This is a genomic window from Rhizobium leguminosarum bv. viciae USDA 2370, assembly GCF_002008365.1.
In the GTDB taxonomy this organism is placed as follows: Bacteria; Pseudomonadota; Alphaproteobacteria; order Rhizobiales; family Rhizobiaceae; genus Rhizobium; species Rhizobium leguminosarum.
The window spans coordinates 1-9,726 of sequence record NZ_MRDL01000062.1 but is presented as its reverse complement, the minus strand read 5'-3'; the positions used below and the strand labels follow the sequence as shown (position 1 = coordinate 9,726).

The following is a 9,726-nucleotide window of genomic DNA, read 5'->3' as shown; positions in this document are numbered from 1 at the left end:
CTCGTGACCGGCAAGCGCCAGGTGCCGGCTGGCCGTCTCCGCCCAGGCGATCTTCCACGCCTGCAAGGTTTCCTTGTCGCCAGCCCAGAGTTTGTAGACGACCTTGCCATTCGGGCGATCCGGCGTGACGACCCGCAGCGGCTTTCCGTCCTCGCCACAGACAGGAACCTTCTTTGGCCCGAACCCCTCCTCCGCCAGCGGCCTGAGCGTCGTCATCAGATGGATATGCGGGTTGCCGTCCTTGTCGTGATAGACCCAATCGGCGACCATCCCTTTCGCAGTCAGATTGTCGCGCACGAACTCCCGCACCAGCGCGATGTTCTCAGCCCGCGTCAGCTCTTCCGGCAACGCGATGATCAACTCGCGCGCCAGCTGCGCGTCGGCGCGTTTCTCGAAAGCATCGACGGCATTCCACAGCGCTTCGCTCGCCTTGGCGACGGATTGACCAGAAATCGCCGACCGCAGCCAGGCCGGTATTTGGTCCGGAAGAGCCAGCTCCTCATGCACCAGTTCGGAAGCTCCGCCGCGATAGCTGAACGATGTGCCGGCCTGTTCGTCCATCATCCGGGCGCGATGGCGATAGGCGGCGGCCGAGACGACGCTGCGTCCCGCGCCCCTGCCGATCACCTGTGCTCTGACGAACATGATCGCCACTGTCGTCTCCACCTCGCCCGAGCACGTCGCGACAGCGACGTATATTGCGCCCTCAAACCAATCGGAACGCAGGGCCGATGCCGCTTTTCCGGAAGACGGCCATCGGCCGAAATTCCGGCTGCGACGTTTTGGGGCTGGTCGAAAATAGCCTATTTAACTATCGTTTTGTAGTTAGTATAATCGGTCTTCGGAGGCTATTTTCGGGAAAGGGAGATTCACCAATGGCCGTAAAATCATCAATTTCTGATCTCGATGCGCAGATGGAGAAGTTGCGAGAACGTCGGCGAATTCTGATAGTTAAATCGGCGGAGCGGTTTGCCCGCGCGGCGACGAAGTCCGGGCTGGCGGAAATGGAGATCGCCGACGAGGAGGTCGAGCGGATCTTCGAAGAGATCGCCGCTCGATTTCGCAAAGAGGAGAAGAAAGGCACTAGTGCTGCATCTCCTCAAACGCGTCGACCAGCAGTTGATGGCACTGGATCGACGTCGGAGGTTTTACATGACGGCTGACCGCAAGAAGGAAGCACGCGAGAAACTCCTGCTTGGCGGCATCGTCGTGAAGGCTGGTCTGTCGACGGCCGACCGGGCTTTTCTTCTGGGTGGCCTCATCGAACTGGCAAGAGTGATAGCGGGATCGGCCGAACATAGGCGGTTGCGCGATATCGGCAAAGAGGCGTTCAGGCGCCCTTCGCTCAGTCCGTCCACACCGCGCGTCGAGGAGACCGCCGGATGGCGCTGAAGGGTCGATTGCATCCGAGCCTGCTGCTGGTCTTCGTGCCGATCGCCGTAACAGCGATCAGCGTCTACATCATCGGCTGGCGATGGCCGGCACTGGCCCACGGCCTCTCCGGCAAGATCGAATATTGGTTCCTGCAAGCGGCACCCGTGCCGGCGCTCCTGTTTGGGCCGCTCGCAGGACTTTTGACCGTCTGGGCGTTGCCGCTGCATCGCCGGCGGCCAATCGCCGTGGCCAGCCTCTTGTGCTTTCTCGTCGTCGCCGGTTTTTACGCGTTGCGCGAATATGGACGCCTCGTGCCATCGGTGGAGCGCGGCATCGTCACCTGGGACCAGGCGCTTTCCTATCTGGATCTTGTTGCCGTCATCGGCGCCCTGGCGGGCTTCATGACTGTGGCGGTTGCCGCCCGGATCTCCGTCGTCGTGCCCGAGGCAGTCAAACGGGCAAGGGGCGGAACCTTTGGCGATGCCGATTGGCTTTCAATGTCGGCGGCAGCAAGGCTCTTTCCGCCCGACGGCGAGATCGTTGTCGGCGAGCGTTACCGCGTCGACAAGGAAACCGTCCACCAAGTGCCCTTCGATCCGAAGGATCGCAGCACGTGGGGACAGGGCGGCAAGGCGCCACTCCTGACCTACAGCCAAGATTTCGATTCCACCCATATGCTCTTCTTTGCCGGATCGGGCGGATACAAGACGACCAGCAACGTCCTGCCGACCGCACTGCGTTATTCCGGCCCTTTGATCTGCCTCGATCCTTCCACCGAGGTTGCGCCGATGGTGGTTGAGCATCGCACCCGCATTCTCGGGCGCGATGTCATGGTGCTCGATCCGACCAACCCAATCATGAGCTTCAATGTCCTCGACGGCATCGAGCATTCGATGCGAAAAGAGGAGGATATCGTCGGCATCGCCCACATGCTTCTGTCCGAAAGCCTGCGTTTTGAATCTTCAACTGGCTCCTACTTCCAGAACCAGGCGCACAATCTCCTGACCGGACTGCTCGCCCATGTCATGCTGTCGCCGGAATATGCCGGCCGGCGAAACTTGCGCAGCCTGCGCCAGATCGTTTCCGAGCCTGAACCTTCCGTGCTCGCTATGCTGCGCGACATTCAGGAGCACTCGGAATCTGCCTTCATCCGTGAAACGCTTGGTGTCTTCACCAACATGACCGAACAGACCTTCTCCGGTGTCTATTCGACGGCGTCGAAGGATACGCAATGGCTCTCATTGGATAGTTACGCCGCGCTTGTCTGCGGCAACGCCTTCAGGTCGAGCGATATCGTATCGGCCAAAACGGACGTGTTCCTCAATATCCCGGCGTCGATCCTGCGCTCCTACCCCGGCATCGGGCGTGTCATCATCGGCTCTCTGATCAACGCCATGGTTCAAGCCGATGGCGGCTTCAGCCGTCGGGCGCTCTTCATGCTCGATGAGGTCGACCTGCTCGGCTACATGCGCGTGCTGGAAGAGGCACGCGATCGCGGCCGCAAGTATGGCATCAGCATGATGCTGCTCTATCAATCGGTCGGCCAGTTGGAACGGCACTTCGGGAAGGATGGCGCGACGTCATGGATCGATGGCTGCGCCTTCGCCTCCTATGCGGCGATCAAGGCCCTCGATACGGCGCGCAATGTTTCTGCCCAATGCGGGGAGATGACCGTCGAGGTTCAGGGGCGGTCGCGCAACATCGGCTGGGACACGAAAGGCGGCGGCACGCGCAAATCCGAGAGCGTCAATTTCCAGCGCCGGCCGCTGATCATGCCGCACGAGATCACCCAGTCGATGCGCAAGGACGAGCAGATCATCATCGTTCAAGGCCATAGCCCGATCCGCTGCGGCCGGGCGATCTATTTCCGGCGGAAGGATATGGACGAGCAAGCAAAGGCCAATCGCTTCGTGCGGAGTTGACGAGCTTACACGTTCAGCGCCGCCGCCCGAGTTGCGTTGGGCGGATGCGAGACCCTTGATTCCATCATGGCGGCAATCGATCTTCTCGGGATTATCGTTCTGTGCACCGAGTTCGTACGCAAACGTTAATTCGAGTTTTCAGGGCCTGCTCAACGGAATCGGCTGACCTCCGTGGCCGACTTGCGGCGACGGATGAATTCACGCAGCAGCGGCAGGAAGAAGGCTTTGCTGAAGCGGCCGGTTGGCGGCTCAGGCTCCAGATAGTATGAGTTTCCGACGATGTCGGTATTGAACTCATCGAAGATAATCCAGAGCCTGCGATCAGCATCGAGGCCAGCGCGGCGCTTTTCGATAGCCGGCACTTCCACGGCAAACCGCGACGCCTCCGGCTGCTTGGTGGTAACGGGAAAGAAGAGAACCAGATCACCATCGGGCCGCGGCATTCTCACGCCGACGGCTACCGGCCGCTCCTTGCGTCCTTCCGTCTCTCCACGCCCAGCCTCTCTCGCCCACAGATAAGGATAGCGTATGACGCTTGCGGTCTGGATCAACTCGTAGTTCATGAGCGGCCTGCCTCGTCCTCGCCTGCGTATGCCTCGACGGCGTTTTCGAACTCGGCAACCAGTTCATCAGGCATCGTTTCGATGGTCCCCACGGTACGCCGGTCCGACTGCTTCATCAGCCGTTGGTAGTCTTCGATATTGAGGAGGACCAGTCGGGGCTTATTCCGCTGGGTGATGGTCACTGGATGGCGTAGAGCCTCGGCGATGATGTCGCCAGACTTACGGGAGAGGTCGCTGGTTGAATAGGAACCGCTTGACTTAGGCATATGGGTTTCCTTTGGGTCTCTTAGTTGCTGTATTTGTTGCAACATACAGCATTTACAACAATGTTGCAAATTTGCTGATTTGACGAGTTGCGGCCTTGCCTAGGAGGGAATTGCGGCGTCCAGCAGTGCGCACCGCATGAACGGGGATGCCAGTTCCCAGGGTGATGTCCTAAATAATCGACCGAATTCTTCGTCGGTCAACCTAACCAACGTCGGAAGCCGGATCTCGACTCCACCCTCATCCGCCGTCAAAACGTTGATCCAGTCGCCGCCGTTGATGCGGTACTCATGTGTGTCGAAATCAATTTCTAGCTCGTCCAGCAAATTGATGGTGAAACGCCCGAAAATCTCGTTCTCGCCCTGCATCTGATATTCGGCGAATTCATCCTCTCCGGTGAGAAACCTTCGTTCCAATGCCATCACCATCAGGATCCGAGCGATTGCAGCTTCGAGCCCTTCAATCAGGCGATCATGAAGTTCTTGAGAGAAACCGCTGTTGTAGCCGAAGCGGTTTGCGACGACGACAAGCCCAAAACCGGCAAGCTTGGCGTAGGGCATGAGGTTCTGATCGGTTGTCATAATGTGATCTCCTTCTTGATGACGGAGATCGGCCACTCCCTGGCAAAGAGGGGGGAGACAGTGCCGTCCTTGACGCCGGATTTGCTAGAGTAAAATCGGACGTCAGAGAGAGAAGAGACCCGCGACCCCAAAGGGGTTGCGACCCTTCCGGCGTCAGCCGGCGGGGATCTCGAGGGGAACCCTCACAGGCGGACGGGCCGGTCGATCCGGGCTGGCTGCCTCGGTGTACAGTGAGAAAGAGCCGCCTTACGGCAACTCCTCTCCGGTCTGTTTTGCAAGTTCGGCGCGCGCGGCTTCCAGCTCCGCCTCGATGCGGCGACGCTCCTCAGCGGTCGGCGCTTCCCTGGCTTCAAGGCGCAGTTCCTCGATGGTGCATTCGATGTTGAAGGCGTTTTCGTTCGTCATCGTCATCTCCTTGTTGACGTGAAAGATGACGCCGGCGGTCGTGAGGATCGGGTCGGGTCAAGGTTCGCGTCAGCGACCGGCGGAGCCGGCGCGCGGAGGTGCCAATTTTTCCGCAGCGGAGGGAACCGCAGTGAAGGCAAAATTGGAGGGGCAGCGCGACCTTGAGGCGGCACGGTCCTCATGGCAGACTTGGCGAACTGAGCAGACAATCCACGTTTCGTTTGGCACCGAATACAGGCGGTGGGCAAAGCCGACCGCCTCAGGAGCCGCCACTGCGAAAGCCGGCCCCGATCGCTCGAGGCCGGCTGCTGGTCGTTCAGTTCGGGTTGTTCCAGAGGATAACCTTGCGGTTCGGCTCGCCGCCGGGGGCTTGTGCGAGATTGCCGAAGATTACGCCGATCTCCGGGGCCTCCAGCTTGACCGAGAGGTATTCCTCGCCGGTCAGGCGAGCGATGCGGTTCCAGCCCGCGCCGATCTCGAAGCCGGTCTTACGGTGGATGATGCGGTAGTCGGGTGCTTCATCGTTCGCCTTGCTGGCGTTCGGGACGATGGCGATCGGGGCGTTGACCCGGATGGTGGCGAAGATGCCTTCGAGGGTGCCGTCGCTCTTTGCGGTGAGGGTTGCGATCGTGGTGGCCATGGTACTGTCTCCTTCGGTTGCTCGGGACCATTCCCGATGGCGCCCGAAGAAGGGGCCGAGCCGTAGGCGTCACCGGAGCGCCAGCGCAGGGGAACCCCTTGCGGGTTGACGCTGATGGCGGCCGGTCCCTTAGAAAGGCGGCATGGAGAAAGGGAATGGTCTCACGCAACCGAAGGGCGGGACAAACCATCACGTCAGCCCGGGTCGCGGCTCTACAAGAGGGCTAGGAGCTCTTAGAGTGCCTCGCCGCCATTCTGCGTAAAGCTCTCATCCCGCTCCTAATCACCGCAAGCGAGAGGCGCGCGCCAACTGCCCAATGGTACGTTGCCAGTCGGTGAGATCGGCGCGGGCTGGAACCGCAGCGCTTCCTGCAGGCCGCAGGGCATGCCGGGTGGAGTTGTTAGCTCGAGGGGTCGAACACGTGATCCTTCGTCGACTTGCCCTGGTCCCGGTTGACGCATCCGACAGTATTCCATCGGGAGATCCAACCGTCAGCGCCCGGCCACACCGAGCGACTAGGGCCGGCTTCGTCGAGCGTTCTGCGCCGTCCCAAACGCGCCGACACATCACAAAACGGAATCCATCGGCTGCAAAGGATTCAAAACTCTCGTTGGACAGGATCGGTCCCCACGGGAATGATCCCCGGCATGAGCCGAATGTCGTTCCACCTCTACTGCCAGCGCATTGATGCCAGCCGCGACATGGCGCGCTATTACATGCTCGCGATCCAGCCTACCTTGTTCGGCGAAACCGCGGTCGTGCGCAGCTGGGGACGGATCGGCAGACGCGGCGGCGAGAGGACCGACGTGTTCGAGACCGAACGGGAAGCCATCGCGCATTTTCTCGAACTTGCGCGCCGGAAGCGTCGGAAGGGCTATAGGCCGGACCGAGGCTGCGATGCCATCGGGAATCTGATCTGATCGCGCGATGCATATCCGCGCGTTCGCGTCTTAGAGCAGCGCGGTAGCCGCCCGCGCAAAGGATCGTCACGCCTTCAGGCGCGAACACTGCACCGCAGGCTTCGTGAAGCTGGCTCGCCGGCGCAATAGAGCCCGGTCCGGCGAAAACGCCGGATGCGCCCCTCGGCCCTTGAAATTGATGGCGACACATGACATGTAAGGAACGACAGATGACGCAGGAGAAAGATCATGGCCATCGCCGCAAAAGCACCTTCCTCCGGAGCAGGCGGTGAACTGCAAAAAATTGAAGCACTGCTCGGCGGCTCGCGCATTCTGTCGCGTCGCCTGACCAATGCGCTCGACGCGCATGAGTTGCTTCTGCATGGTCTGCCTGCCTCGGCGCTGGATTACCTTGTCGGCAATCTCGTTGTCATCGCCAAGAATGAGTCCCTCGAAAAGGCGGTGGGCATGAGCTTGCGCACCTGGCAGCGGCGGAAGGACACGCCTTCCAAGCCGCTCAGCCAGGAACAGAGCGGCCGCGCTTGGAAGTTTGCTGAGATCCTCGCAAAGGCAACGGATATCTTCGGATCGCAGGCAGAAGCCGAACAATGGCTGGAGCGTCCCGCGGTCGCGCTTGATCAGCGCCGCCCGATCGATCTTCTCGGGACGCCCGCCGGCGTCGAGCTTGTCGAGGATCATCTCGACCGCCTGGAATACGGCGTCTATGCATGACTCTTTTGCCAATCGCGCTCGGCGGGACCGAACTGGTCGCGTGGCGGCTCGATCAGGTTGTCCATGCGCCGACATGGGATAGCGGGGAAGGCGCCTATCGGGTTGGCGGCCGCTGGAACAGCAAGGGGATTCACGCGGTCTACTGCTCGCTCGATCCCGCGACGGCGATCCTTGAAGTTGCGGTCCACAAGGGGTTCCGGGCGCTCGACACCGTGGCACATGTGATGACGGCAGCTGTCATTGCCGATGCCGGCGATGTCCATGTTGTCGATCCGGGAAGCGTGCCCAATCCCAGCTGGCTGCGCCTGGGCATTCCCGGCGCGGGACAACAAGCCTTCGGAAACGATCTGCTTCGACAGCATCGTTTCGTCGCGATCCCGAGCGCGGTCTCGCCGCATAGCTGGAACCTGATTTTTCTGGCAGGCGGCGCGGCGGGCGCCTATGCGCTGAAGTTCCAGGATGCTTTTGCTCTCGATACACGATTGCATCCACCCACGATATGAACGAGCCCGATTGCGTCGCCGCAACCTGCGACGCGATCTCATTACCATCCGGCTTTCCCCCGCACGAAGGAAAGCGCTCACTTGCCATCCTCCGCGGCTTGCCAGACCGGGAGTCCGAGCCGGCGGGCCTTGTCGGCGCGATTACCTGTGATGCCGGAGCCGGGAAAGATGATAACGCCGGTCGGCATGACCGAGAGCATCTCGTCATTACGACGAAAAGGAGCGGCCTTGGCGTGCTTCGGCCCAGCAGGCGGCGACGCGCTCAGGCCCTTCGGCGAGCCACCCTTGCGCTTCTAGGCGCGCAGCCTCATCTCCAATATACTGACTTTTTTAAGGTAGTATGAAACTGGAGTCCGTGCTACATTTTCGCACCCGGCTCGGCTCAGCAAAAAGTGATTGAGGGCGATGTGCGAAAGTTTCTGATCGGCGAACAGGCGTTCGATGAAGACGCTCCGGAGCTTCGGGCTCGCCTCGAACAGGCTTACACGCACAACGTCCGGCCACTTTGCCAATGCAAAGACCCGCCGCTCCCTATGTACATCGCGCGCGTCGACGCTCTCCATGTCATCAAGCGCATGCCGCTTTCGGGGCATCGTCATCACCCCGCCTGCCCTTCCTATGAGCCGCCCTACGAGCTATCGGGCCTTGGATCCTTGATCGGCAGCGCGATCCATATCGACGCAAATGGGAAAGCCGCCCTGAGGCTCGATTTTCCTCTGACAAAGAAAAGTGTACGAAACACGCCAGCGCTCTCAACGCACGCGTCTGAAGCCGCGCTCCGCAACGAGACGAAGAAGCTCTCGTTGCGCGCCGTCCTGCATTATCTCTGGGAGGCAGGGGAACTTACGGAATGGCGCGCGTCGTGGACCGGCAAGCGCGGTTGGAGCCGGGTGCGGGCAAGTCTTCTCAACGCCGCCTTGCAGATGACCGCGCAAGGGGACCCGTTAAGTGACATCCTGTTCGTGCCTGAAGTGTTTCATCAGGAGGACCGCGAGGGAATAGCGGCGCGGCGGGCGGCTGCGCTTGCTGGTGCCCACGCCTCCCGCCCGGGGCCCCGGAAGCTGATGGTGACCGTGGCGGAGGTCAAGGGGTTCGCCGCAGCCCGCGTTAGCCGGAAAATCGTCGTCCGCCACCTCCCCTTCCCCTTCATAATCGAGGAGGGTACGTGGAAGCGGTTGGGTGCCAGATACGAGACGGATCTCGAGCTCTGGCGATCGAGCGAAGACTTCCATCTTATCATGATTGCGACCTTCGGGATATCAGACACCGGGATCGCATCCATCGAGGAGATCGCCATGATGGTGGTCAACGAGAACTGGATTCCGTTCGAGAGCGTCCATGAGCAACATCTCCTGGAACGGCTTTCAAGGCTGAAGCGAAAGAGCGTGAAAGGCTTGCGTTTCAATCTCTCCCGCGAGCAACCGGTCGTTTCTGTAACCCTGCCGGAACAACGCCCGGCTCCCGTTGCAATGTTCATCGTGCCTCCCGGCGCCAGCGAAGATTTCGAGAATGCGCTGGCTGAGATGATCGACGCAATACCGGAAATCACACCCTGGATCTGGCACGTCACGGAGGGGGAGATGCCGAGGCTCCCCTGAAGCGAAAAGTCTTGATTTGCCTATGCTGACGAGGGGATTTGATCATCAGGCATATGCTCCACACCGACGGCACGGAGGATCGACGGTCTAGTGCCCTAGGCAGAGGGCCCCGCACCGCGCTCGCGAGGCTTTCGGCGCTACAGTGGTCCCCGTCTGCATGGTTGAGGAAGAGACGGCTCACGCCGCCGCCTCCTCGTCGAACTCCGGCTGCAAGGAATGCAGGTAGTCGACGGCGCGCTGCGCAT

The 9,726-nt window shown here is 60.7% G+C and carries 12 protein-coding genes and 2 pseudogenes; 7 read left to right on the top strand and 7 right to left on the bottom strand.

Annotated elements, in window-relative coordinates; genetic code table 11:
• Positions 1-654 (bottom strand): MobA/MobL family protein (locus tag BS629_RS37405; RefSeq protein WP_143529711.1); only part of this gene is annotated, 654 nt, incomplete at its 3' end.
• 221 nt (positions 655-875) lie between these two features.
• Here BS629_RS37405 and BS629_RS37400 point away from each other — a divergent pair.
• From BS629_RS37400 to traG, 3 genes are read left to right on the top strand one after another with little or no spacing between them, the layout of a single operon-like run.
• Positions 876-1,163 carry a TraC family protein gene (locus tag BS629_RS37400; protein ID WP_018245173.1) on the top strand — a complete coding sequence of 96 codons (288 nt, stop codon included), beginning with the start codon at positions 876-878 and terminating at the stop codon, positions 1,161-1,163.
• Positions 1,153-1,392, top strand: a complete 240-nt coding sequence (locus tag BS629_RS37395; RefSeq protein WP_018245174.1) for a conjugal transfer protein TraD — start codon at positions 1,153-1,155, stop codon at positions 1,390-1,392. Before BS629_RS37400 ends, BS629_RS37395 begins: the two co-directional genes overlap by 11 nt.
• Positions 1,383-3,296 carry a Ti-type conjugative transfer system protein TraG gene (gene traG, locus BS629_RS37390; RefSeq protein WP_018245175.1) on the top strand — a complete coding sequence of 638 codons (1,914 nt, stop codon included), beginning with the start codon at positions 1,383-1,385 and terminating at the stop codon, positions 3,294-3,296. Before BS629_RS37395 ends, traG begins: the two co-directional genes overlap by 10 nt.
• A 149-nt stretch (positions 3,297-3,445) precedes the next feature.
• On the opposite strand, the gene BS629_RS37385 is transcribed toward traG, so the two are convergent.
• The 5 genes and pseudogenes from BS629_RS37385 to BS629_RS37370 form a co-directional block, all read right to left on the bottom strand.
• Entirely contained in the window at positions 3,446-3,859 is a 414-nt protein-coding gene (locus BS629_RS37385) for a hypothetical protein (RefSeq protein ID WP_018245176.1), read from the bottom strand.
• Positions 3,856-4,125 (bottom strand): type II toxin-antitoxin system prevent-host-death family antitoxin, encoded by a 270-nt coding sequence (locus tag BS629_RS37380; RefSeq protein ID WP_018245177.1) that lies wholly within the window; start codon positions 4,123-4,125, stop codon positions 3,856-3,858. The genes BS629_RS37385 and BS629_RS37380 overlap by 4 nt, the downstream gene beginning before the upstream one ends.
• A gap of 52 nt (positions 4,126-4,177) precedes the next feature.
• Positions 4,178-4,704: pseudogene (locus BS629_RS37375) on the bottom strand (hypothetical protein).
• Between the two features lie 246 nt (positions 4,705-4,950).
• The gene (locus BS629_RS39455; protein ID WP_018245178.1) at positions 4,951-5,109 is read right to left on the bottom strand and encodes a hypothetical protein; all 159 of its coding nucleotides are present in this window, start codon (positions 5,107-5,109) and stop codon (positions 4,951-4,953) included.
• Between the two features lie 316 nt (positions 5,110-5,425).
• Positions 5,426-5,749 carry a DUF736 domain-containing protein gene (locus tag BS629_RS37370; protein WP_018245179.1) on the bottom strand — a complete coding sequence of 108 codons (324 nt, stop codon included), beginning with the start codon at positions 5,747-5,749 and terminating at the stop codon, positions 5,426-5,428.
• Between the two features lie 635 nt (positions 5,750-6,384).
• Between BS629_RS37370 and BS629_RS37365 the strand changes: the two genes are divergently transcribed.
• The 3 genes from BS629_RS37365 to BS629_RS37355 all read left to right on the top strand — a co-directional run bounded on the left by BS629_RS37365 (position 6,385) and on the right by BS629_RS37355 (position 7,883).
• Positions 6,385-6,669 carry a WGR domain-containing protein gene (locus tag BS629_RS37365; RefSeq protein WP_018517764.1) on the top strand — a complete coding sequence of 95 codons (285 nt, stop codon included), beginning with the start codon at positions 6,385-6,387 and terminating at the stop codon, positions 6,667-6,669.
• A gap of 228 nt (positions 6,670-6,897) precedes the next feature.
• Positions 6,898-7,380 carry a type II RES/Xre toxin-antitoxin system antitoxin gene (gene parS, locus BS629_RS37360; RefSeq protein WP_018245181.1) on the top strand — a complete coding sequence of 161 codons (483 nt, stop codon included), beginning with the start codon at positions 6,898-6,900 and terminating at the stop codon, positions 7,378-7,380.
• A complete protein-coding gene (locus BS629_RS37355; RefSeq protein ID WP_018245182.1) occupies positions 7,377-7,883 on the top strand; it encodes an RES family NAD+ phosphorylase in 507 nt (168 codons plus the stop codon). Before parS ends, BS629_RS37355 begins: the two co-directional genes overlap by 4 nt.
• Before the next feature lie 77 nt (positions 7,884-7,960).
• On the opposite strand, the pseudogene BS629_RS40625 reads toward BS629_RS37355, so the two are convergent.
• Positions 7,961-8,167, bottom strand: a pseudogene (locus tag BS629_RS40625) (hypothetical protein); the annotation flags it as partial.
• 123 nt (positions 8,168-8,290) lie between these two features.
• On the opposite strand from BS629_RS40625, the gene BS629_RS37350 reads away from it, so the two are divergent.
• On the top strand, positions 8,291-9,481 hold the full coding sequence (locus BS629_RS37350) for a DUF1173 domain-containing protein (RefSeq protein WP_026188652.1): 1,191 nt from the start codon (positions 8,291-8,293) through the stop codon (positions 9,479-9,481).
• The last annotated feature ends 245 nt before the right edge of the window (positions 9,482-9,726 follow it).